This is a genomic window from Streptomyces sp. 135 (assembly GCF_020026305.1).
Lineage (GTDB): Bacteria > Actinomycetota > Actinomycetes > Streptomycetales > Streptomycetaceae > Streptomyces.
The window spans coordinates 6314457-6335868 of the sequence record NZ_CP075691.1; the positions used below are offsets into that span (position 1 = coordinate 6314457).

20 protein-coding genes are annotated in these 21412 nt (G+C 70.9%); 10 read left to right on the forward strand and 10 right to left on the reverse strand.

The features are described from left to right. Positions 1-190: 190 nt before the first annotated feature. The 4 genes from recA (at position 191) to KKZ08_RS28530 (ending at position 5796) form a co-directional block, all read left to right on the forward strand. On the forward strand, positions 191-1324 hold the full coding sequence (gene recA, locus KKZ08_RS28515; protein WP_223777149.1) for a recombinase RecA: 1134 nt from the start codon (positions 191-193) through the stop codon (positions 1322-1324). Positions 1325-1327: 3 nt separating this feature from the next. After that, entirely contained in the window at positions 1328-2134 is an 807-nt protein-coding gene (gene recX / locus KKZ08_RS28520) for a recombination regulator RecX (RefSeq protein WP_223777150.1), read from the forward strand. 300 nt (positions 2135-2434) lie between these two features. After that, positions 2435-3226 (forward strand): helix-turn-helix domain-containing protein, encoded by a 792-nt coding sequence (locus KKZ08_RS28525; RefSeq protein WP_223777151.1) that lies wholly within the window; start codon positions 2435-2437, stop codon positions 3224-3226. Continuing rightward, positions 3223-5796, forward strand: a complete 2574-nt coding sequence (locus KKZ08_RS28530) for an FtsX-like permease family protein (protein WP_223777152.1) — start codon at positions 3223-3225, stop codon at positions 5794-5796. Before KKZ08_RS28525 ends, KKZ08_RS28530 begins: the two co-directional genes overlap by 4 nt. 35 nt (positions 5797-5831) lie before the next feature. On the opposite strand, the gene KKZ08_RS28535 is transcribed toward KKZ08_RS28530, so the two are convergent. The 7 genes from KKZ08_RS28535 to KKZ08_RS28565 form a co-directional block, all read right to left on the reverse strand. Beyond that, positions 5832-6227: a rhodanese-like domain-containing protein gene (locus KKZ08_RS28535; protein WP_223779221.1), complete on the reverse strand. Its 396-nt coding sequence runs from the start codon at positions 6225-6227 to the stop codon at positions 5832-5834. Continuing rightward, positions 6218-6778 (reverse strand): cysteine dioxygenase family protein, encoded by a 561-nt coding sequence (locus tag KKZ08_RS28540; protein WP_223777153.1) that lies wholly within the window; start codon positions 6776-6778, stop codon positions 6218-6220. Before KKZ08_RS28540 ends, KKZ08_RS28535 begins: the two co-directional genes overlap by 10 nt. 461 nt (positions 6779-7239) lie before the next feature. After that, entirely contained in the window at positions 7240-8973 is a 1734-nt protein-coding gene (locus KKZ08_RS28545; protein ID WP_223777154.1) for an FAD-dependent monooxygenase, read from the reverse strand. Positions 8974-9239: 266 nt separating this feature from the next. Beyond that, complete coding sequence (locus KKZ08_RS28550; RefSeq protein WP_223777155.1) at positions 9240-10238, reverse strand: amino acid ABC transporter permease; 999 nt, start codon at positions 10236-10238, stop codon at positions 9240-9242. Next, entirely contained in the window at positions 10235-10882 is a 648-nt protein-coding gene (locus KKZ08_RS28555; protein WP_223777156.1) for an amino acid ABC transporter permease, read from the reverse strand. The genes KKZ08_RS28550 and KKZ08_RS28555 overlap by 4 nt, the downstream gene beginning before the upstream one ends. Before the next feature lie 95 nt (positions 10883-10977). Next, a complete protein-coding gene (locus tag KKZ08_RS28560) occupies positions 10978-11898 on the reverse strand; it encodes a glutamate ABC transporter substrate-binding protein (RefSeq protein ID WP_223777157.1) in 921 nt (306 codons plus the stop codon). A gap of 47 nt (positions 11899-11945) precedes the next feature. Beyond that, positions 11946-12725: an amino acid ABC transporter ATP-binding protein gene (locus KKZ08_RS28565; RefSeq protein WP_276573909.1), complete on the reverse strand. Its 780-nt coding sequence runs from the start codon at positions 12723-12725 to the stop codon at positions 11946-11948. Positions 12726-13004: 279 nt separating this feature from the next. Between KKZ08_RS28565 and KKZ08_RS28570 the strand changes: the two genes are divergently transcribed. Then, entirely contained in the window at positions 13005-13694 is a 690-nt protein-coding gene (locus KKZ08_RS28570) for a response regulator transcription factor (RefSeq protein WP_223777158.1), read from the forward strand. A 15-nt stretch (positions 13695-13709) separates the two neighbouring features. Continuing rightward, positions 13710-15125 carry a HAMP domain-containing sensor histidine kinase gene (locus KKZ08_RS28575; RefSeq protein ID WP_223777159.1) on the forward strand — a complete coding sequence of 472 codons (1416 nt, stop codon included), beginning with the start codon at positions 13710-13712 and terminating at the stop codon, positions 15123-15125. Between the two features lie 53 nt (positions 15126-15178). On the opposite strand, the gene KKZ08_RS28580 is transcribed toward KKZ08_RS28575, so the two are convergent. Then, positions 15179-16174 (reverse strand): TAXI family TRAP transporter solute-binding subunit, encoded by a 996-nt coding sequence (locus tag KKZ08_RS28580; RefSeq protein WP_223777160.1) that lies wholly within the window; start codon positions 16172-16174, stop codon positions 15179-15181. Between the two features lie 140 nt (positions 16175-16314). On the opposite strand from KKZ08_RS28580, the gene miaB reads away from it, so the two are divergent. Then, the gene (miaB, locus tag KKZ08_RS28585; protein WP_223777161.1) at positions 16315-17805 is read left to right on the forward strand and encodes a tRNA (N6-isopentenyl adenosine(37)-C2)-methylthiotransferase MiaB; all 1491 of its coding nucleotides are present in this window, start codon (positions 16315-16317) and stop codon (positions 17803-17805) included. A gap of 183 nt (positions 17806-17988) precedes the next feature. Further along, complete coding sequence (locus tag KKZ08_RS28590; protein ID WP_223777162.1) at positions 17989-18702, forward strand: class III extradiol dioxygenase subunit B-like domain-containing protein; 714 nt, start codon at positions 17989-17991, stop codon at positions 18700-18702. A 382-nt stretch (positions 18703-19084) separates the two neighbouring features. Here the strand turns inward: KKZ08_RS28590 and KKZ08_RS28595 are convergent, their stop codons facing one another. Both KKZ08_RS28595 and KKZ08_RS28600 read right to left on the reverse strand, forming a co-directional pair. Next, a complete protein-coding gene (locus tag KKZ08_RS28595; protein WP_223777163.1) occupies positions 19085-19372 on the reverse strand; it encodes an antitoxin in 288 nt (95 codons plus the stop codon). 34 nt (positions 19373-19406) lie between these two features. Then, a complete protein-coding gene (locus KKZ08_RS28600) occupies positions 19407-19709 on the reverse strand; it encodes a hypothetical protein (RefSeq protein ID WP_223777164.1) in 303 nt (100 codons plus the stop codon). Between the two features lie 182 nt (positions 19710-19891). Here KKZ08_RS28600 and miaA point away from each other — a divergent pair, with 182 nt between their 5' ends. Both miaA and KKZ08_RS28610 read left to right on the forward strand, forming a co-directional pair. Continuing rightward, positions 19892-20830, forward strand: a complete 939-nt coding sequence (miaA, locus tag KKZ08_RS28605; RefSeq protein ID WP_223777165.1) for a tRNA (adenosine(37)-N6)-dimethylallyltransferase MiaA — start codon at positions 19892-19894, stop codon at positions 20828-20830. A 107-nt stretch (positions 20831-20937) separates the two neighbouring features. Then, positions 20938-21399, forward strand: a complete 462-nt coding sequence (locus tag KKZ08_RS28610) for a hypothetical protein (RefSeq protein ID WP_223779223.1) — start codon at positions 20938-20940, stop codon at positions 21397-21399. The last annotated feature ends 13 nt before the right edge of the window (positions 21400-21412 follow it).

The window sequence follows — 21412 nt, forward strand, 5'->3', positions numbered from 1 at the left end:
ATTCTTATAGGGTGTCCGGCGGTCATTTTCCAGGGGCGCGAGGGAGGATCCCTGGCCCGCTGCGCAGGATTTCGGTGAGGGACGGCCTTGAGTTATCCACAGGCTGGACGGGCGTCGGGGCGGATTGTCAGTGGCAGGCGTTAGCGTCTTTGACGTGAAGCGATCGACTCAAGCAAATCGGGTGGAACCCATGGCAGGAACCGACCGCGAGAAGGCGCTCGACGCCGCGCTCGCACAGATTGAACGGCAGTTCGGCAAGGGCGCAGTGATGCGCATGGGCGAGCGGCCGAATGAGCCCATCGAGGTCATCCCCACCGGGTCGACCGCGCTCGACGTCGCCCTCGGCGTCGGCGGCATCCCCCGCGGCCGTGTGGTGGAGGTGTACGGACCGGAATCCTCCGGTAAGACGACCCTCACGCTGCACGCCGTGGCCAACGCCCAGCGGGCGGGCGGCGCCGTGGCCTTCGTGGACGCGGAGCACGCCCTCGACCCCGAGTATGCGAAGAAGCTCGGCGTCGACATCGACAACCTCATCCTGTCCCAGCCGGACAACGGCGAGCAGGCACTCGAGATCGTCGACATGCTGGTCCGTTCCGGCGCCCTCGACCTCATCGTCATCGACTCCGTCGCCGCCCTGGTGCCGCGCGCGGAGATCGAGGGCGAGATGGGCGACTCGCACGTGGGTCTCCAGGCCCGCCTGATGAGCCAGGCGCTCCGGAAGATCACCAGCGCGCTCAACCAGTCCAAGACCACGGCGATCTTCATCAACCAGCTCCGCGAGAAGATCGGCGTCATGTTCGGCTCCCCGGAGACCACCACCGGTGGTCGGGCGCTGAAGTTCTACGCCTCGGTGCGCATGGACATCCGCCGCATCGAGACCCTGAAGGACGGCACGGACGCGGTGGGCAACCGCACCCGCGTGAAGGTCGTCAAGAACAAGGTCGCGCCACCCTTCAAGCAGGCCGAGTTCGACATCCTCTACGGCCAGGGCATCAGCCGTGAGGGCGGCCTGATCGACATGGGCGTCGAGCACGGCTTCGTCCGCAAGGCGGGCGCCTGGTACACGTACGAGGGCGACCAGCTCGGCCAGGGCAAGGAGAACGCCCGCAACTTCCTGAAGGACAACCCCGACCTCGCCAACGAGATCGAGAGGAAGATCAAGGAGAAGCTGGGCGTCGGCGTGAAGCCCGAGGCTCCGGTCGCCGAGCCGGGCGCGGACGCGGCGGGTGCGGCGGGCGCGGCTCCGGCCGAGGACGCCGCCAAGACGGTGCCCGCACCGGCGGCCAAGGCCACCAAGTCCAAGGCCGCGGCGGCCAAGAGCTAGCCCGTGACACGGCGAACGGACTGGGCGGACCACACCACCCCCGAAAGCCGCCCCGGCGCCGCGGGGCGGGGCCACGGGGGCGGTGTGGATCAGGGCGGCGTCGGCCCGGACGACGGCCGCGGCTTCCAGAACGGTGACGAGACCGGTTCGCACGGCGATGACCGGACGGGCTTCCGGGGCGGTGACGGCCACCGGGAGGGTGGCACCGGCCGGAGCGGCGGGCGTCGCCGACGCCGTGGCGGCTTCGGCGACCACCAGGACGGCGGCCCCCCTCCCTCGTCGAGGGCCGAGAAGGGGGATCCGTCGACGGGGGATCCGGCTGAGCGGGCGCGGGCGATCTGTCTGCGCCTGCTCACCGGTACCCCGCGCACGCGCAAGCAGCTCGCCGACGCGCTGCGCAAGCGGGAGATCCCCGACGACGTGGCGGAGGAAGTCCTCTCCCGCTTCGAAGAGGTCGGGCTGATCAACGACAGCGCCTTCGCGGACGCCTGGGTGGAGTCCCGGCATCACGGCCGAGGCCTGGCCCGCCGGGCGCTCGCCCGGGAGCTGCGCACCAAGGGCGTGGAGTCCACGCTGATCGACGAAGCCGTGGGGCAGCTCGACTCGGAGCAGGAGGAGGCGACCGCGCGAGAGCTGGTCGCCCGCAAGCTCCGTTCCACGCGCGGCCTCGACCGCGACAAGCGGCTCCGTCGCCTCGCGGGCATGCTCGCTCGCAAGGGCTACGGGGAAGGCATGGCGCTCAGAGTGGTCCGGCAGGCCCTGGAGGAAGAGGGCGAGGACACCGAGGACTTGGGGTACGAGGCGTTCTGAGGGCGCCGCTCCCACGGGGGTGGGGCGGCACCCGGAACGATCCACGTACCCCAACCAGCGCTCCGCGGGGTGGGGTTAACCCCCCTGCGGAGACGCCGGGCCACCGCAGTGCACAGGACCATGTGCACGGACGACTGTGTACGTATGGCACAGGAACCCGGCACTACTGACGCGGCCCCAGCGCATGCCCCGGCGCCCAGCACGTCTTCGGCTCCCGGCGATCCGGCTCCCGGCGCGGCCTCGGCCCCGGTGCCGGCCAGTGCTTCGTCGGCGGACCCGGCACCATGCCCGAGCCTCGACGTGGGATCGATCCCGGCCCCGGAGAAGACCCCGGCTCCGGCGGAGGCCTCCACCCCGCCCACACCCCAGACGCTCCAGCCGCAGACACCCCAGCGCCAGACGGCCCTGCCACCACCACCCCCAGAAGAACTCAGCGACCTCCGCGTACTCAAAGCCCTCGCGCAGCCGCGCCGCCAGCAGATGTTGCAGCACCTCACCGTGCACGGCCCGGCGACCTCGGCGACGCTCGCCAGGGCGCTCGGCCTCAACACCGGGGCGACCAGTTACCACCTGCGTGAACTCGCCCGCTACGGCTTCGTCGAGGAGACGCCGGGCTCGGGGCATGGTCGTGAGCGTTGGTGGCGGGCCGTCCCCGGTGACCGCCGCTTTCCACCGCGCAGCCGCCAGAGCCCCGAGGTGCGGCGCGTGATGGACGAGCTCAACGACATCTCGTACGCAGCCGACCTCGAACTCTTCGAGCAGGTGCGGCGGGAGACGGGTGCCGAACCGGGGGAGTGGGGCGACGCCTTCCCCTACTCGCGCGGCACGATGCGGCTGACCGTTTCCGAACTCCGTGAGTTCTTCGAGGCGTACATCGCGCTGCTCAACCGCTACAAGAGGCCCGACACCGACACCCCGGCCGACGCCCGCACCGTGCTCACGCGCTTCCTGGCCTTCCCGGCACCAGTACCCGAAGCCGCGCCCGCGCCCGCACCGGCACCGGCACCGGCACCGGCACCCGCGCCCGCACCCGCTACGCCGCCCTTCCCGGACGCCCCCTCCGAGAACCGAGACGAGACCGAGCCCTCATGATGCTGCGCTACGCACTGCAAACGGTCAGGGACCGCAAAGGCGGATTCCTGGGTGCCTTCCTCGCGCTGATGTGTGCCGCCGCGCTCATCACGGCCTGCGGCACGCTTCTGGAGACCGGCCTGCGCGGCACCGTCAAGACCGAGCGTTACGCCGCCGCACCGGTGATCGTCTCCGCCGACCAGAACGTCCACCAGACCACGGTCAAGCACAAGAAGGGCAAGACCAAGGTCAAGCACAAGAAGGGCAAGACCAAGGTCAAGCACAAGGCGAAACCGATCGCCGAACGGGCCTGGCTGCCGGCCGATGCCATAGAGCGCAGGCTCAAGAAGGCTCCGGGCGTCGGTGAGGTCGTGCCCGAACTGACGTTCCTTGCACAGCCGTTGACGGCCGCCGCCGCGATCGACAGGGACAGGCCCGCGTACGGACACGCATGGAGGTCCGCCGCCCTCACCCCGTTCCGCCTCGTCGACGGCCGTGCTCCGCGCGCGTCAGGCGACCTCGTCATCGACCGTGACCTCGCGGACCGCACCGGACTGGCCCCCGGCGACCGCCTCACCGTCCAGTCGACGCAGAGCCCGCGTACCTACCGCATCACCGGCGTCGCCGCCCCCGAGAGCGGTGCCCTCTCCCACCAGACCTCGCTCTTCTTCTCCTCCGGAGAGGCCGAGCGGCTCGCGGCGCACCCCGGAATGGTCAGCGCCTTCGGCGTCGTACCGGACCGCAACACCGGCGTCGCCGACCTCAAGCGTGCCGTCGCACACGCCCTCGACGGTACGACGGCGCAGGTCAGCGCGGGTGACGACCGCGGGCCCGTCGAGTTCCTCGATGCGGCCGGTGCCCGCGTCAAGCTCGTCAGCATGGGCGGCGCGATGGGCGGCACCTCCCTCCTCGTCGCGGTTCTCGTGGTCGTCGGCACCTTCGCCCTCTCCGTCCAGCAGCGCCACCGCGAACTGGCCCTGCTCCGTGCCGTCGCCGCGACGCCCCAGCAGATCCGCAAGCTGCTCGGACGCGAGGCCCTGCTCGTCGGGCCCGCCGCGGGCGTCATCGGATCGCTCGCCGGTATCCCGCTCGGCGGTTGGCTGCACGGCCGCTTCGTGGAGACCGGAGCGGTCCCCGCCACCCTGGAGCGCGCCGTCAGCGTCTTCCCGCCCTGCGTCGCCATCGGCGCGACCGTGCTCGGAGCCTGGGCCGCCGCTCGTATCGCCGGGCGCAGGATCGTCCGGATCCGCCCCGCAGAGGCCCTCGCCGAGGCACGGGTGGAGCGGTCCAGACCCGCCTGGGGCCGGATCGTCGCCGGTCTCGTCCTGCTCGCCGGCGGTGCGGTGCTCGTCGCCGTGCTGAGCGCGCTGCGCACGGAGGCCGCTTCGACTCCCGTGACGTTCCTGGCGGTGGTGGTCCTGGCCTGTGCCCTCGCGCTCCTCGGCCCGTTCGTCGTCAGGGCGGCGGCCGCGCTGCTGCGCGGCCCGCTCCGGCTGACGGGGGCGACCGGCAAGCTCGCCCACGCCAATCTGCGCGGCAACGCGGCCCGGATGGCCGCCGCCGTCACCCCCCTCGCCCTCCTCACCGGCATGACCTGCACCGTCCTCTTCGTCCAGCCGACCCTTGGGGACGCGGCCCGGGCGCAGGCCCGCGACGGCATCCGCGCGAACTGGGTGCTCGTCGCGCAAGGGCCGGGCATCCCGGCGCAGGCCGCGCGGGAACTGCGTACGGCCGAAGGCGTCGAGGCCGCCACCGAGGTCGTCCGCACCACCGTGCGGGTAGGGCTCGACAAGTACCCGGCGCAAGGCGTCACGCCGGAAGGGCTCGCCCGGACCTGGGACCCTGATGTCGTCGCCGGATCCCTGAAGGGCTTCGGCGCGGGCAGCGTCGCCGTCAGCGAACTGGCAGCCGACCAGCTCGGTCTGAAGCCGGGCGGCACGCTTGCGCTCACTCTCGGAGACGGCACGAAGGCGGAGCTCACCGTCCGTGCCGTGTACGCCCGCGGGCTCGGCTTCGGCGACCTGACCATGGCTCGCGACCTGGTCGCCCGCCACGTCGACAACCCGCTCGCCGCCACGGTCCTCGTCAAGAGCGACCGTACACAGGAACAACTCGCGGCCGCCGTCGAGAAGTTCCCGGGCGTCCAAGTGCTCTCGCCGGCCGTCGCCGACGGACTCCAGGCCGAACGCCAGCAGGCCAATGCCGAGGTGAACCACCTCGCCATGGGTCTCGTCCTGGCCTTCACCGCCATCGCGGTCGTCAACACCCTCGCGATGTCCGTGTCCGAGCGCATGCGCGAATTCGCGATGCTCCGGCTCGCGGGCGCCACCCGCCGCCAGGTACTGCGGATGCTGCGCACCGAGGCGCTGTCGGTGCTCTTCATCGGCACCGCACTCGGCAGCGGAGTGGCGCTCGCCGTACTGACCGCGTTCAGCGTGGGCATGACGGGCAGTGCGGCACCGACGGTCACTCCGCTGGTGTACGTCTCCGTGGTCGCCGTCGCCGGACTGCTCGCCCTGCTGGCGACCGCGCTGCCCGGCCGCGCTGTCCTCAGGTCACTCCCGGTCACGGTGGCGGCGGCCAAGGAGTAGGCGGCGAGGAGGAGGGCGGCCGGGCCTCCGCGCGGTCACACCGCGACCGGGAGCCCTGCCGCCTTCCACGCCTGGAAGCCGCCGATGAGGTCGGTCGCGTGACGCAGGCCCAACTGCCGCAGGGAAGCGGCCGCGAGGCTCGACGCGTAGCCCTCGTTGCAGAACACGACGACGCGCAGATCGTGATCCGTGGCCTGCGGGGCGCGATGGCTGCCCTGGGGGTCGAGGCGCCACTCCAGTTCGTTGCGCTCGACGACCAGGGCTCCGGGGATCAAGCCGTCGCGCTCCCTCAGTGCCGCGTACCGGATGTCGACCAGCAGGCCGCCGGCCCGCGCGACGTCGTACGCCTCTTGGGGGCCGACCCGGTCCAGGTCGCGCCGTACGCGCTCCAGCAACTCGTCGATACCGGTCGGCCGATCGCTCACTGCCAGTCCTCCGGGCGTTCCACGGACTCCAGGCGGAGCACCTCGCCGGTGCGGCTGTAGCGGCGGATCCGGGGGAGGGGCGGGTAGTAGGCGTGTACGGAGATGGCGTGCTCGGTGGTCGACTCGTTCAGCACCTCGTGTACGTGGTTACGGCCGAAGGCGCGGCCCTCACCGACCTTCAACTCACGCTCGCGGTCGACGTCTTCGGAGAGCTCCAGGGTCTTCCAGCCGTCGGTGGGCAGGCGCACGGCGAGCGAGTTCTCCTTGAGGGTGCCCGCCGCGGTGAGGAAGGCGCCGACCGACTCCGCGTGGTCGTGCCAGCCGGTTCCGGTACCCGGCGGCCAGCCGATCAGCCACGCCTCGCTGCCACCGGGCCCCTCCAGACGCACCCAGGTGCGGCCCTCGGGGTCGAGCGGAAGGGAGGCGATGAGGTCGGGGTCGGCCGCGCTGCGGCGGACGAAGTCGAGGAGTTCGGCGGCGGTCGGAGCGGTCGGAGCGGTGGAGCGCGCGGACGCGGGCGTGACGGAGGCGGAAGCGGAAGGTGGGGAAACAGACACGGGTACCGTCCTGGAGGTTCGCGGAAGACGCGCGAGCAGGCCGGAGGGCGGCGCTCAGCGCGTGGAGAAAAGATGCGAATTCAGCAGGACGAGTGACACACGCAGCCTGCGTACCGGACAAGGTCCATATGGACCCTCCGCCACAGGCGCACATCGGTGTCGGTCACGATCCGGAGTAGACCATGGAGGCCTGGGGCGGTCAACTCCTGCTCGGCATGCGGTCGCGAGGGGTTCAGGGGGCGGTCGGACGGACTCGGTACGGCGGGGCGTGTACGCGGGCCTCCGGGCATTCGGACACCTCTGCCGGACGGATCACCGGCCTCCGCCCGGGTCCGCCCCCCGTCCGTCTCCGCCCGCACCGCCGCCTCTGCCTGGTGGCCGCGAGGGGAGCGGGCCCGGCCACTCGCCACACCAGCCACGCCGCTCGCCACCCCGGCCAACCCGCACCTCCCGCCACCGCCTCACTTGCCCGGCCGCGCCGCCCCCGCCGAGCTCTCCTGCCCGCCTGCCTGAACCGCTGAGCCCGGCCGCACCGCCAGGCCCCGCTGCGCCGAGTCACCCTCCCGGCGGCCCTTCTGGTCGCCGCCCTTCTCGTCTCCGCTCGCCTGATCCGCGCCCTCACGCTCCGCCGGCCCCGCGCCGCCCACCGCCGCCTCGGCAGCCGCGTACAGCTCGGCCGGCCGTACTCCGGAGAGCGCGGTGACCAGGTGCCCGTCGGGGCGTACGAGTAGAACGGTGTGCGCGGCGGCCCCGGGATAGCTCTCCGCGACGAGCAACTCGGCCGGGTGCGGCAGTGCCGTCACGGCGGCGGCGAGCCGAGGCATGATCCCGGCCGTCACCCAGTGCCGCCGCTCCCACACCGCCGTGCCCGGGGCGACGAGGACGACGAGGAGATGACCGAATCCGAGCCGCTCCCGCAGCTGGACGAAGGACCCGTCGGGGGCGGTGACCTGCACGTCGGCGACCGGTGCGCCCGCCTCCGTGCCGACCGCCACCTGCGACTCGGACGGCGCGGGCGCCAGGGGGGAGTCCGCGTACGACGAGGGCGCACCGAGCGGCCCGCGCCCCACGTGGCCGTCCGTGAGGAGCGCGTCGTGTCCGCGTGCCGACCCCGGCACGTAGGAGCGCAGACCTCCACCGCCGCGCAGCACCGGCAGCGACTGGTCGGCGGCGCGCAGGCGCGTGGCCACACCGGCCCGTCGCTCGGCCTGGTAGCTGTCGAGCAGCGGATCGTGCGGGCCGTGGTGCCAGGCGAGCGCCAGCTTCCACGCGAGGTTGTCCGCGTCCCGCAGGCCCTCGTCGAGCCCCTGCGTGCCGAGCGCGCCCAGGAGGTGCGCGGCGTCCCCGGCGAGGAAGGCGCGGCCGACCCGCCACCGGCGGGCCAGCCGGTGGTGGATGGTGTGCACGCCCGTGTCGAGCAGTTCGTACGGTGGTGTGGAACCCCCGCACCAGCCCGCGAGGGTCTCCCGGATCCGCAGGACGAGCGCGTCGGGCGTCACCAGCTCGCCGCGCGGCGGCAGGAGCCAGTCGAGCCGCCACACCCCGCCGGCGAGCGGGCGGCCCGTCACCTCGGCGCCCCCGCCACGCCACGGAGGCATCCGGTGCAACAACGCTTCGCCGGCCCAAGGAAGTTCCGTCCGCAGCGCCGCCACGGCGTGGCGCTCGACCGCCGTACGGCCCGGAAAACGGATGTCCAGGAGTTTGCGCACGGTGGAGCGGGACCCGTCGCAGCCCACCAGGTAACTGCCACGCCACCACGTGTCCTTGGGGGCGCGCGTATGGGCGGTCAGCCCGGACGCGTCCTGCTCCAGGGAGTCGAGCTTGCTCTCCACCGCGATCTCGACGAGCCGTTCGCCGGCGATGGCCTTGCGCAGCGCGCCGGTCAGCACGTGCTGCGGCAGATGCAGCGGGGAGGGGGACTCGTCGTCGAAAGTGAGTTCCCGCATCACCTGCTTGCGCCGCAGGGACCGCCAACCGGCCCAGCGGGCGCCGGACTCCGCGTCACCGAACGAGTGACCGACGAGCCGTTCCACGAAGGCCGCGGTGTCCTCGCGGAGCACGGTCGTCCGCGCGAGGCGCTGCTCGTCCTTGCCCGGCCCTTCGTCGAGGACGACCGTGGGCACGGAGTGGCGGGCGAGCGCGAGGGCGAGCGCGAGGCCGACGGGGCCCGCGCCGACGATGATCACCGGGTCCACGGCGCGCACCCTCCGGCCCGGCGGGATCCGAGGGTCCGGGCTGTCCGGAAGCGCTGGACGTACGTACGGAAACTGGCAGTTGGAGCCCGGTGCACGATCACAGAACGTATGCAACCTATTGCTGGTGCTTGCGTCAAGTGACGTCGGCAGTGGCGTCCACCAGGAAGTAACAGTGGGGCGGAGTGCGGGCAGGGGGATTCAGGCCTGGGGAGACAGGAGTGGGGGGCGGCACGGTGGCCACCCCCCACTCCTCTGTCGACGCTCCGTCAGTTGGACTTGCCAACTGAGCCGGTGGAGTCGTCGCCCGGACGCCCGGAGCCGCCATCGGAAGAACCGGCTCCGGCCTCGGGCGCGGCACCCGCCGCGGGCTCCACGGCGACCGACGGGCCGAGCTGCGTGGTCGTGTCCAGTACGCCGGGGGCCTCCGTGGGCTCCGCGGCGGCGGCCACCACGATGCCGGTCTTGGCGCGGCGCCCGCGCTTCTCGATCCAGGTGGCGAGCGAGGAGAGCGCCATGCAGAGCGCGATGTAGATGGCGCCGACGACGACGACCGTCTGGACGAACGGGTACGAGCCGTTCACCGGCGTGTTGTTGGCGATCAGCCGCGCCGAGTACAGCAGCTCGGGGTAGAGGATCATGAAGCCGAGCGAGGTGTCCTTGAGGGTCACCACCAGCTGGCTGATGATCGTCGGCAGCATGGAGCGCACGGCCTGCGGGAACAGGACGCTGGTCATGACTTGCGTCTTGTTCAGCCCCAGGGCGTAGGCGGCCTCCCGCTGGCCCTTCGGCACGGCGTTGATGCCCGCGCGCAGCACCTCGGCCTGGACGCAGCCGTTGTAGATCGACAGGCCGAGGACCAGCGCCCAGAACGGCGTCATGTCGCCGACGATGCCGACCCACAGGGCGAAGATCGTGATCAGCAGCGGGATCGACCGGAAGAGGTCGATGAAGATCACCGAGGCCCAGCGCACCGGGCGGTGGTCGGAGAGCCTGCCGACACACAGCACGACCGCGAAGACCAGCGAGAGGACACCGGCGAACGCGAAGGCCTTCAGCGTCGCCAGGAGCGCTTCGAAGATGTTGTCGCGGATGCCGGAGTAGTTGAAGATGTCCCACAGGGCGCCTTCGAACTCGCCCTTCTCGTTGAGCCGCAGGACGACCCAGACGAGCAGGCCGAGCACCGCCGCGGTGCCGACGACCGAGTAGATCCGGTTGCGGACCTTGGCCTTGGGGCCGGGTGCGTCGAAGAGGACACTGGCGCTCATCGGGCCACCTCCATACGGTGCTCCAGCAGCCGGAAGGCGCCATTGATGGCGTACGTGATGATCAGGTAGGCGAGGGTCACCCAGACGAAGATCATGGTGATGTCGTAACCGTCATTGCTGAGGGTCTTGGTGACGTTGAACAAGTCGACGTTGTCGAAGCCGCCCGCGATCGCGGAGTTCTTCGTCAGCGCGATGAAGATCGACCCCATCGGAGCGATCACCGCGCGGGTGGCCTGGGGGAGCACTACGACCCGCATGACCTGGGTGAAGCTCATGCCGATCGCGCGAGCGGCCTCGGCCTGGCCCATCGGCACGGTGTTGATGCCGGACCGCAGCGCCTCGGCTACGAAGGACGAGGTGTAGAAGCCCAGCGCCACGACGCCGAGCACGAAGGAGTCCATGTCCGGGAACAGGATCTTCGGCAGGATGAAGAAGGCCACCAGGAACAGCAGGGTCAGCGGGGTGTTCCGGAGGATGTTCACCCACGCGGTACCGAAGACGCGCAGTGGCGGCACCGGTGAGACCCGGAAAGCGGCGATGATCACGCCGAGCACCATGGCGATGATTCCGCTGACCACGGTCAGCTCCACGGTGCCGATGAACCCCTCGCGGAACAGCGACAGGTTGTCGGTCAGTACGTTCATGAATTCTCCGCGAGAGGGCGGTCGGGCGGCGGCGGGCTCACAAGACACCCCGCCCCGTACGGACGTGTCGGCCGTACGAAGCGGGGCGCGGGGTCCTACTTGGGGTCGGTGAAGGCCGGCGGGTCCTTGTACTCGGAGCCGGACTTGCCGATGGTGGCGTCGAACGCCTTCTTGTAGTCGCCGTTCTCCTGGTGCGCCTTGATGGCGTCCGCGACGGCCTTCTGAAGCGCCTTGTCACCCTTCTTGAGGCCGACACCGTAGGGCTCGTCCGAGAAGGGCTTGCCGACGACCTTGAGCTTCTTCGGGTTCTGCGCCGCGTAGCCCATCAGGATGGCGTCGTCGGTGGTGACGGCGTCGACCTGGTTGTTGAGCATCTGCGCCACGCACTCGGAGTACTTGGACAGCTCGGTCACCTTGGCGCCGTACTTCGGCTTCTTGATGTTCTGCAGCGGCGTGGAGCCGACGATGGAGCAGACCTTCTTGCCGCGGACCGTCTCCGGGCCCTTGATGTCCTTCTCGTCCTTGCGGACCAGCAGGGAGGCACCGGCGTGGTAGTACGGTCCGGCGAAGTCGATCTGCTTCTTGCGCTCGTCGTTGATCGTGTACGTGCCGATCATGAAGTCGACGTCGCCCTTGGAGACCGCGGTCTCGCGGGCGCCGGAGTCGACCGTCTTCCACTCGATCTGCTTGGGCGAGAAGCCGAGGTCGGCCGCGATCATCTTGGCGATCTCGATGTCGAACCCGGAGTACTCCTTGGTCGACTGGTCCTGGAAGCCCAGGTAAGGCTGGTCGGCCTTGGCACCGATGACCAGCTTGCCGCGCTTCTTGGCGTCCTTGAAGACGGACGAGTCGATCGAGACGTCCTTCTTGACCGTGTAGCTGAGGGCCTTGGTGTCCTTGCTGTCCGGGCCCTCCGGCTTGTCGCCGGCGGAACCCTCCTTGCCGCCGCAGGCGGTGGCGGTCAGCGCGAGCGCGGCGATGGCCGCCGCGGTGGCGGCGGACTTGCGGAGCTTCATGGTGAACATCCTCTTGTTTCGGCAGGAGTTGAGACGGCGCGGGAGCCTCAGTGCTTAAGGATCTTCGACAGGAAGTCCTTGGCCCGGTCACTGCGCGGGTTGCTGAAGAACTGGTCCGGCGTGGCCTCCTCGACGATCCGGCCGTCCGCCATGAAGACGACGCGGTTCGCCGCGGACCGGGCGAAGCCCATCTCGTGGGTGACGACGACCATCGTCATCCCGTCACGGGCGAGCTGCTGCATCACCTCGAGGACCTCGTTGATCATCTCCGGGTCGAGCGCCGACGTGGGCTCGTCGAAGAGCATCACCTTGGGGTCCATCGCCAACGCACGTGCGATCGCGACGCGTTGTTGCTGACCGCCGGAGAGCTGGGCGGGGTACTTGTCGGCCTGCGAGGCGACGCCCACGCGGTCCAGCAGACCGCGCGCCTTCGTCTCCGCCTCCGCCTTGCCGGTCTTGCGCACCTTGATCTGGCCCAGCGTCACGTTCTCGAGCACGGTCTTGTGCGCGAAAAGGTTGAAGGACTGGAAGACCATGCCCACGTCCGCACGGAGGCGGGCGAGTTCCTTGCCTTCCTGGGGCAGCGGCTTGCCGTCGATCGAGATGGCTCCCGAGTCGATCGTCTCCAGGCGGTTGATGGCGCGGCACAGGGTCGACTTGCCGGACCCTGAGGGGCCGATCACCACGACGACCTCGCCACGGGCGATGGTGAGGTCGATGTCCTGGAGGACGTGCAGAGCGCCGAAGTGCTTGTTGACGTTCTTCAGCACGACCAGGTCGTCCGCCCCGGGCGGTATGGCGTCCTTGGTCACCGATACTTCGGTCACGGCTTGTTGCTCCATCCTCCTCGGTTGGGAGGACAGTAATAACCCAGTGCGACCAGCGTCATTACATCTGAGGGGAAATTGAGCATAACGATCCGGCCGCAACCGGACACACCGTGTGAAGAGGGTCCACGATGTGCGTACCGGCTGGATAACGGAACGTGTCCGTGACCCGATCCCTCTTGACGCGGTCCTTACCCATCGGCGTGGATGCCTTGTGCGCATGCGCGCTGCGCGACTACCGGCCACAACGGAATGACGGATGAACTGGAGGGGGCCCGTATGAGACTGCTTCTTGTCGAGGACGACGATCACGTGGCCGCCGCCCTGTCCGCGATCCTGACCCGGCACGGCTTCGACGTCGTACACGCCCGGAACGGCGAAGAGGCCCTCCAGGCCCTGCTGCCCGCACAAGCGCCCCCCTTCGGAGTGGTCCTGCTCGACCTCGGCCTGCCCGACCAGGACGGCTACGAGGTCTGCGGCAAGATCCGCAAGCGCGGCTCGACACCGGTGATCATGGTGACCGCCCGCGCCGACGTACGCTCCCGGATACACGGCCTGAACCTCGGAGCCGATGACTACGTAGTGAAGCCGTACGACACCGGTGAGCTGATCGCCCGCATCCACGCGGTCATCCGGCGCCCCACGCCCGGCGGCGCGACGGCGCCCGGCGACAGCGAGCTGCGTCTCGGTTCCGTGCACATCGAACTGCCCACCCGGCAGGTCAGCGTGGCGGGTTCGGTTGTCCAACTGACCCGCAAGGAGTTCGACTTGCTCGCGCTCCTTGCCCAGCGCCCCGGAGTGGTGTTCCGCCGTGAACAGATCATCAGCGAAGTGTGGCGCACCAGTTGGGAAGGGACGGGGCGCACGCTGGAAGTGCACGTGGCGTCCCTGCGCTCCAAGCTGCACATGCCCGCCCTGATCGAGACGGTGCGCGGCGTCGGCTACCGCCTCGTCGCCCCGGCCACATAGCAAGAGCGAGGACAGGTGCGCTCCCGCCTCCTCCCGCTGCTGATCGTCCTCATGGCGGGCGTCCTGCTCGCGCTCGGGTTCCCGCTGGCCGTCAGTGTCGCGGCGGCGCAGCAGCAGAAGGTGATCGTCGACCGGATCGACGACACGGCGCGGTTCGCCTCCCTCGCGCAGTTCGTCACCAAACGCCCCACGGGCTCCCGGGTGAAGAGTGGCACGGACGAGCGCCGCGAGACGCTGCAGAAGGAACTCGACGACTACTACGAGGTCTACGGCATCAGAGCGGGTGTCTTCTACCGCGACGACGACCCCATGGCCCACGCCCCGGCCTCCTGGTACCTGCCCTCCAAGGGGGATGTCCGCCGAGCCTTCCAGGAGGCCCTGCGCTCCCGCGGCAGCCATGACCCCGAGCAGGTCTGGCCGTGGCAGCGCGGCCGCCTCGCCGTCGCGTCCCCGGTGATCAGGGACGGGGACGTGATCGCCGTGGTGGTCACCGACTCGCCCACGGGACGCATGCGTTCGAAGACGCTCCAGGGCTGGCTGCTCATCGCCGCGGGCGAATCGGCGGCCATGCTCCTGGCCGTGGGAGCGGCCCTGCGCCTCACCGGCTGGGTGCTGCGCCCGGTACGGGTCCTGGACGCCACCACGCACGACATAGCGACCGGACGCCTCAAGTCACGTGTCGCCGCCGCGGGCGGGCCACCGGAACTCAGACGCCTCGCCCGGTCGTTCAACGAGATGGCCGACCACGTGGAGGACGTGCTGGAACAGCAGCGTGCCTTCGTCGCCGATGCCTCGCACCAGCTGCGCAACCCTCTCTCCGCCCTGCTGCTCCGCATCGAACTCCTCGCCCTCGAACTGCCCGAGGGCAACGAGGAGATCGCCTCCGTCCGCACCGAGGGCAAGCGCCTGGCCCAGGTCCTCGACGACCTGCTCGGCCTGGCGCTCGCCGAGCACGCGGCGGCCGACCTGCGCCTCACGGACATCGGCGAGCTGGCGGCCGAGCGCGTCGCAGCCTGGCGGCCGCTCGCCGACGAGCGGGGCGTACGGCTCACGGGCGACTGCCCGGCGACCACCGGCTGGGCCGACCCGGTCGCCCTCTCCAGCGCGCTGGACGCGGTGATCGACAACGCCCTGAAGTTCACCCCCGAGGGAGGGCCGGTCCACGTGACGGTCTCCTCCAGCAACGGAACGACGACCGTGGTGGTCACCGACAGCGGGCCCGGTCTCACCGACGACGAGCTGGCGCGCGTCGGCGACCGCTTCTGGCGCAGCAACCGCCACCAGAACGTGCAGGGCTCGGGGCTCGGCCTGTCCATCTCGCGGGCCCTGCTCACGGCCGGCGGCGGCTCCATCGCGTACGCGCGGAACGAACCGCATGGACTGAAGGTGACCGTCAGCGTCCCCCGTAGCGGGCCGTCAGCGGCCTCCTGAGAGCCGCTGACGGCCCTCGCCAGGTTTCTCCCCGGCCCTTCCCGTGCCCCCGCTCACGGTTTGACCGAGCGGTAGTAGCGGCGCGCCCCGTCGTGCAGCGGGAGGGGATCGGTGAACAGGGCGGTCCGTAGATCGACCAGCTGGGCCGCATGCACCTCATCGCCGATGTGGTCGCGACTGTCGATCACGGTGCGGGTCAGCCCGGCGGTCAGGTCGGCATCGGCCCGGTCGGTCGTGACCAGAAGGTTCGCGACCGCCAGGGTGGGCACGGCGGACCCCTGCTGGGCGAGGGGGTAGGCGTCGGCCGGCATCGTCGCGGCCCGGTAGTAGCGCGAGGCGCCGCCCTGCTTGTGCAGCCTCTCGACGAGGTGGCCGAGCTGGACGAGGCGGAGGTCCATGTCCTTGGAGAGCGTGCGCACAGCGGTGGTCGGCAGCCCGCCCGACCAGAAGAAGGCATCGATGGAGCGGTTCTTCAGGAGGTCCGGCATGGTGTCGATGCCCGCGGACACCGGCTCGATGTCCGTCTCCGGATCGAGGCCCGCGGCGTCCAGCACCCTGTCCGCTATCAGCCGCACGCCCGAGCGGTCCTGCCCCACCGCCACCCGCTTGCCCCGCAGATCTGCCACGGACTGGATGTCGGAGCCCCGGGGCACCACCAGCTGGACGTAGTCGTCGTAGAGGCGTGCGCAGCCGCGCAGGCGGTCCGCCTCGGGCGCGCCCTCAAGGCGGTACTTCTCGACGGCGTCGGCGGCCGCGATGGTGAAATCGGCCTCGCCCGTCGCCACCCGCTCGATGTTCTGCGGCGACCCCTGGCTGTTGAGGAGCTCCACGTCCACCTTCGGCATGTCCTGCGAAATCGCTGTGCGCAGGAGCTTTCCGTACCGCTCGTAGACGCCGTTCCGCACGCCCGTGCTGAACTTCATCCGCCCGTTCGGAGAGTCCTCACCCACCGGAAACAGCCACCACGACAGCAGCCCGAGCACCACGAGCGCCGCGGCCGAGCCCTGAAGGGCGCGGCGCCTGCCGATGCGGGGGAGGACCTGGAGCATGCGCGCGATCCTGCCAGCCCGCTCACCGTGATGACCAGGGGCGAGGTCACACCACTCCCCGCTGCGAGCCGTCTCCGGAGTGCCCGGGTTCGCCATCGGCGGCCACGCGCGCGTGGCGACCCCGTACTCTGGGGGGCGAGATGAGCGCGAAGACTTACGAGGTGCGCACCTACGGGTGCCAGATGAACGTCCATGACTCCGAGCGGCTCTCCGGGCTGCTGGAGGACGCCGGCTACGAACGTGCGCCCGAAGGAGCCGACGGCGACGCCGACGTCGTCGTCTTCAACACGTGCGCCGTGCGCGAGAACGCCGACAACCGCCTGTACGGCAATCTCGGCCGCCTGGCCCCGATGAAGACGAAGCGTCCCGGGATGCAGATCGCCGTCGGCGGCTGCCTCGCCCAGAAGGACCGCGACACCATCGTCAAGAAGGCGCCCTGGGTCGACGTCGTCTTCGGCACGCACAACATCGGCAAGCTGCCGGTCCTCCTGGAGCGCGCCCGCGTCCAGGAAGAGGCACAGGTCGAGATCGCCGAGTCGCTCGAAGCCTTCCCGTCCACGCTGCCGACCCGGCGCGAGAGCGCGTACGCCGCGTGGGTCTCCATCTCCGTCGGCTGCAACAACACCTGCACCTTCTGCATCGTCCCCGCCCTGCGCGGCAAGGAGAAGGACCGCAGGACCGGCGACATCCTCGCGGAGATCGAGGCACTCGTCGGCGAGGGCGTCAGCGAGATCACCCTCCTCGGGCAGAACGTGAACGCGTACGGCTCCGACATCGGCGACCGAGAGGCCTTCAGCAAGCTGCTGCGCGCCTGCGGGAAGATCGAGGGCCTGGAGCGCGTGCGCTTCACCTCACCGCACCCCCGCGACTTCACCGACGACGTGATCGCCGCGATGGCCGAGACGCCGAACGTGATGCCGCAGCTCCACATGCCGTTGCAGTCCGGTTCGGACCCCGTCCTGAAGGCGATGCGCCGCTCGTACCGCCAGGACCGCTTCCTGGGGATCATCGAGAAGGTCCGCGCCGCCATGCCGGACGCGGCGATCTCCACCGACATCATCGTGGGCTTCCCCGGCGAGACCGAGGAGGACTTCGAGCAGACGATGCACGTGGTCCGCGAGGCCCGCTTCGCCAACGCCTTCACCTTCCAGTACTCCAAGCGCCCCGGGACCCCGGCCGCGACCATGGAGGGACAGATCCCCAAGGAGGTCGTCCAGTCGCGCTACGAGCGCCTGGTGGCCCTCCAGGAGGAGATCTCCTGGGAGGAGAACAAGAAGCAGGTCGGCCGCACCCTGGAGCTGATGGTCGCCGAGGGCGAGGGCCGCAAGGACGGCGCCACGCACCGCCTCTCCGGCCGCGCCCCCGACAACCGCCTGGTGCACTTCACCAAGCCGGACACCGAGGTGCGCCCCGGTGACGTCGTGACGGTCGAGATCACCTACGCCGCCCCGCACCACCTGCTCGCCGAGGGCACCGTGCTGAACGTGCGCCCCACGCGCGCGGGTGACGCCTGGGAGAAGCGCAACACCGAAGCGGCCGCGAAGCCCGCGGGCGTCATGCTGGGCCTGCCGAAGATCGGCGCTCCCGCGCCGCTGCCGGTGGCGACGGGGAGCGGCTGCGGCTGCGACTGACCTGAGGTGAGGGCCGTCGGCGGCGGGGGCCGCCGACGCCGGGTCGGGGGCTGCGATGGCACTCTGGGCGCTTCTGGTGGACAAGGCCGCCCACGAGGGTGTCGTACCCCTACCGGTTCTTGATCTGCGAGCTGGAGTGGGACTCGGGACCGGTCTCCCAGTAGGCGCGTTACGCTGCGGATCATGCTTGTCGCCGCCGCCGTGTGCCCTTGTCCGCCCCTGCTCGTCCCCGAAGTCGCAGCGGGGGCCGCTCCCGAACTGCACGCCGCGCGCGCGGCGTGCACGGACGCCATCGGGGTCCTCGCCGCCGCCAGGCCCGACCGGCTCGTGGTGGTGGGTCCCGCCGAGCCCAGCGGGCAGGGATCGCATGCGCAGGGGGCGCGCGGGTCCTTCCGGGACTTCGGGGTCGATCTCGACGTACGACTCGGTTACCCCCAGGGCGAGGCGGCCGGGCGGGAGCTTCCGCCGTCGCTCGCGGTGGCCGCCTGGCTGCTCGAGCGCACCCGCTGGTCGACCGCTCCCCTGGAAGGCCTGGGTGTGGGGGAACCACTTGCCGCCGAGCGGTGTATTCGACTCGGAGGGGAGATCGCGGGGCGAGCGGACCGCGTGGCCCTGCTGGTGATGGGCGACGCCAGCGCGTGCCGCACGCTGAAGGCGCCGGGGTACTTGGACGAGCGCGCGGCCGGCTTCGACGAGGAGGTCGGGCGGGCACTCGGCGCGGCTGACGTGGCGGCGTTGAAGGCGCTGGACGCCGAGCTCGCGCACGAACTGAAGGCGGCGGGCCGCGCCCCGTGGCAGGTGCTCGCCGGGGCGGCCGAGGGCGCGGCGCTGAGCGGCGAGCTGCTCTACGAGGACGCGCCGTACGGTGTGGGGTATCTGGTGGCCGCCTGGTCGTAGTGACGGGGTGGTGTTAGTGACCGGGTGGTCCTAGTGAGCGCTTGGACCTGGTGACCGTAGTGACCGCCTGGCCGCACCGCCTCCAGAGGCCGAGCGATTCCCGCCCCGTCCCACGGCGGCCCGTCCGTCGCCCGCCGCCTGACGCCTGCCGGCCGACGCCCGACGGCCGGACGGACAGGCCCGACGGCCGTGCTGACGCGGCCCCGACGGCCGCGGGGGGCCTGCGGAACAGGCCCGACGGTCATGCTGACGAGGCCCCCGCGGGCGCGCGGACGGGCGCCGGGCGGTCCCGCGGAAGGGCCCGCCGACTGTGCGGACAGCCGTCCCCGCGCACGGCGACGGCCGTGAAGCGGCATGCTTCACGGCCGTCCGCCGATGCGGGTCAGGGAGCCGGAGGGGGCGTCGGAGGCGCCGACGGCGGCGGAGTTGCGCTGCCGCCGTCGTCCTTGCCCTTGCCCTGGTCCTGCGCGGCGAGACGGTCGACGGCGTCCTTCGCCTTGCCCGTGCCCGCCTGGATCTTGTCGCTGTACTTGCCCTTGGTCTTCTTGTCGACCACCTTCGCGGCCTTCTCCAGACCGTGGTCGATCTTGTCCCCATGCTGCTGCGCGAGGTCCGAGACCTTGTCCTTGGCAGGGGCGAGCTTGGCTTTCATGCGGTCCAGGAAGCCCATGGGTTCACCTTCCCTCGCTTAGGGGCTGCGGGAGCTACTTTCGGGCGCCCTCACCGGCCTCGGTGTCGGCCGCCTTCTCGGCGGACTGCTGCTTCGGGATGTCCACGCCCTCCGCCGCGGCCGTCTCGTCGCCGCCCTCCGCAGGCTTGTCCTCGGCGGCGCTCTCCTTGTCCGTGCCGGTCTCGGCAACGGGCTTGGAATCGGTCGAGCCGGGGGAGCCCCCGGCGGTTCCCTCGTCCTTCTCCGGTTCGGCCGTCACCGACGCGGCGGCCGCTGCCTCGGTCGTCGTCTCTTCGCTGTCCTTGGCCTTCCGGCGGAACCTTGCAAAAACGCCCATATCTACTCCATACGTTACTCGTGTGGGCGAAATCCCGCGCCGCCCGGTGCGGCACATTGCGTCGCCCGGGTCGTCGGTCCTCGAAACCGGCGGCCGGAACCTCGCAACAGGCAACGACCTGAGAGCCCTGTCGTCACGTAGCTCGTTCGGGAAGTGGTCGTGGGGTTTGCGAGACTGGGGCGGTGAGTAGCGCAGCTCCCGCCCCGCGGGTCATCGCCGTCGTCGGCCCCACCGCGGCCGGAAAGTCCGATCTGGGCGTTTTCCTCGCCCAGCGTCTCGGGGGCGAAGTCGTCAACGCCGACTCCATGCAGCTCTACCGAGGGATGGATATCGGCACCGCCAAGCTGACGCCCGAAGAGCGCGACGGAGTCCCCCACCACCTCCTCGACATCTGGGACGTCACGGAGGCGGCCAGCGTCGCCGAGTACCAGAAGCTGGCCCGCGCGCACATCGACCGTCTCCTCGCCGTGGGGCGCTGGCCGATCCTGGTCGGCGGCTCCGGGCTGTACGTCAGGGGGGCCGTCGACCACCTGGAGTTCCCCGGCACCGACCCCGCCGTGCGCGCCCGCCTGGAAGAGGAGCTGGTCCTGCGGGGCCCCGGAGTGCTGCACGCCCGCCTCGCCGCCGCGGACCCCGGGGCCGCCCAGGCGATCCTGCCGAGCAACGGCCGCCGGATCGTCCGCGCCCTGGAGGTCATCGAGATCACCGGCAAGCCCTTCACCGCCAACCTGCCGAGGCCCGAGTCCGTGTACGACACGGTCCAGATCGGCGTCGACGTCGCCCGCCCCGAACTCGACGAACGCATCGCCACGCGCGTGGACCGCATGTGGGACGCGGGCCTGGTCGACGAGGTACGCGCGCTGGAGGCCCGAGGGTTGCGCGAGGGGCTTACGGCTTCGCGGGCGCTCGGCTACCAACAGGTGCTCGCCGCCCTCGCCGGAGAGTGCACCGAGGAGGAGGCGCGCGCAGAGACGGTGCGCGCCACCAAACGCTTCGCGCGCCGTCAGGACTCCTGGTTCCGGCGCGATCCCCGGGTGCACTGGCTCAGTGGGGCCGTGGCCGATCGCGGGGAACTCCCGGCACGCGCACTGGCGTTGGTCGAACGACCGGTCACAGCCTGATCACGTGATGGCATCGGGACGCTCCGGCGGTCATCCGGGCACCTGACGGCGTGCCATCATCGACCATCGATCGACCAGTGAAGTCCGAAGTGGGAGGGCGCGTGGCGATGGAGGCCGGCCCTCGTGACACCGCGCATGACGGTGGAGAGCAGCTGAGTCCCGACGGCCCCGACGAGGCGCCGGGAGGCGTGACGGACGACGGTCCCGGCGCGGACGAGATGTCCGCGGAGGCCGAGGTCGAGGTCGAGCTGCGCCCGCAGCGACGCCTGCGCATCTGGCAGCTCGCGCCCATCGTGATCCTCGCCGCGGTCGGATCCCTGATGTTCGCCTTCCCGCTCGCCTTCGAGTTCGGCGACGGCGGCGCGGTGGTCGCCATGCTCGGACTGCTGCTCAGCTGCTGTGCGGCCGGCTGGGGGATGATGGCCGCCCGCCGGGTGGGGCACACCTGGCCCGGGCTGCCCGAGCGCGGCTCCGGACGCCGCCCGGACTGGCGGGTCGTCTCCGCGTACGCCCTGCTGTTCGTCGGCGCCGCCGTCCTCGCCGTGTGGCGGGTGGCCCGACTCCGCTGAGGCCGCCACCGGC

Coding starts and splice junctions, on each gene's coding strand:
- recA (WP_223777149.1), top strand. CDS start 191: ATGGCAGGAACCGACCGCGAGAAGGCGCTCGACGCCGCGCTCGCACAG.
- KKZ08_RS28530 (WP_223777152.1), top strand. CDS start 3,223: ATGATGCTGCGCTACGCACTGCAAACGGTCAGGGACCGCAAAGGCGGA.
- KKZ08_RS28550 (WP_223777155.1), bottom strand. CDS start 10,238: ATGAGCGCCAGTGTCCTCTTCGACGCACCCGGCCCCAAGGCCAAGGTC.
- KKZ08_RS28555 (WP_223777156.1), bottom strand. CDS start 10,882: ATGAACGTACTGACCGACAACCTGTCGCTGTTCCGCGAGGGGTTCATC.
- KKZ08_RS28560 (WP_223777157.1), bottom strand. CDS start 11,898: ATGAAGCTCCGCAAGTCCGCCGCCACCGCGGCGGCCATCGCCGCGCTC.
- KKZ08_RS28570 (WP_223777158.1), top strand. CDS start 13,005: ATGAGACTGCTTCTTGTCGAGGACGACGATCACGTGGCCGCCGCCCTG.
- KKZ08_RS28580 (WP_223777160.1), bottom strand. CDS start 16,174: ATGCTCCAGGTCCTCCCCCGCATCGGCAGGCGCCGCGCCCTTCAGGGC.
- miaB (WP_223777161.1), top strand. CDS start 16,315: ATGAGCGCGAAGACTTACGAGGTGCGCACCTACGGGTGCCAGATGAAC.
- KKZ08_RS28590 (WP_223777162.1), top strand. CDS start 17,989: ATGCTTGTCGCCGCCGCCGTGTGCCCTTGTCCGCCCCTGCTCGTCCCC.
- KKZ08_RS28595 (WP_223777163.1), bottom strand. CDS start 19,372: ATGGGCTTCCTGGACCGCATGAAAGCCAAGCTCGCCCCTGCCAAGGAC.
- KKZ08_RS28600 (WP_223777164.1), bottom strand. CDS start 19,709: ATGGGCGTTTTTGCAAGGTTCCGCCGGAAGGCCAAGGACAGCGAAGAG.
- KKZ08_RS28610 (WP_223779223.1), top strand. CDS start 20,938: ATGGAGGCCGGCCCTCGTGACACCGCGCATGACGGTGGAGAGCAGCTG.